This is a genomic window from Spongiactinospora gelatinilytica, from assembly GCF_003236385.1.
GTDB classification, from domain to species: domain Bacteria; phylum Actinomycetota; class Actinomycetes; order Streptosporangiales; family Streptosporangiaceae; genus Spongiactinospora; species Spongiactinospora gelatinilytica.
The window spans coordinates 1-699 of record NZ_POUA01000799.1 but is presented as its reverse complement, the minus strand read 5'-3'; the positions used below and the strand labels follow the sequence as shown (position 1 = coordinate 699).

Sequence of the window (699 nt, the reverse complement as noted above, 5' to 3'; positions counted from 1 at the left end):
CGCATTGCCCGGTCGGGGGGTGGGCGGGTCGGTAGGCTTCTTGGCGTGTCCGATGTCGTGACCGGCGAGGCCGTGGTCGTCGAAGTGCGGTTCGCCCAGCTTCCCAGCCGAGCGGTGGCGCTGTTCATCGACGTGCTCGTGCAGGGCGTGCTGCTCTACGCCGTGTTCGCCATGGTCGGCAACGTCGGCCTGCGCGCCGACTCCGCCCTGTTCGCGGCGCTGTCCATCCTGTTCAGCGCGCTGGTGATGGTCGGCTATCCGGTCATCTTCGAGACGCTGTCACGGGGGCGAAGCCTCGGCAAGCTCGCCATGGGCCTGCGGGTGGTGAGCGACGACGGCGGGCCGGAGCGCTTCCGGCAGGCGTTCTTCCGCGCCTTGGCGGCGGTGCCCGAGATCTGGTTGCTCGCCGGCGCCCCGGCGCTGATCACGTCGCTGATCTCTGAGCGGGGCAAACGCCTCGGCGACATCTTCGCGGGCACGGTCGTCATCTCCGAGCGCGGGCCGCGCGACCGTTCGCTGCCCGCCGCGATGCCGCCCCAGCTCGCCGCGTGGGCCGCCGGGCTGGAGCTTTCCGCCCTCCCTGGCGAGGTGGCCAGCACCGCCCGGCAGTACCTCGCCCGCTGCCACCAGCTCGCCCCGCAGATCCAGCACGAGATGGGGGTGCGCATCGCCGCCCAGGTGGCCTCCTTCGTCTCGCCG

The 699-nt window shown here is 72.1% G+C and carries 1 protein-coding gene; it reads left to right on the top strand.

The genetic code is table 11. The features are described from left to right. Window positions 1-45: 45 nt before the first annotated feature. The coding region (locus tag C1I98_RS39470) for an RDD family protein (protein WP_146607953.1) at window positions 46-699 on the top strand (654 nt) is incomplete at its 3' end.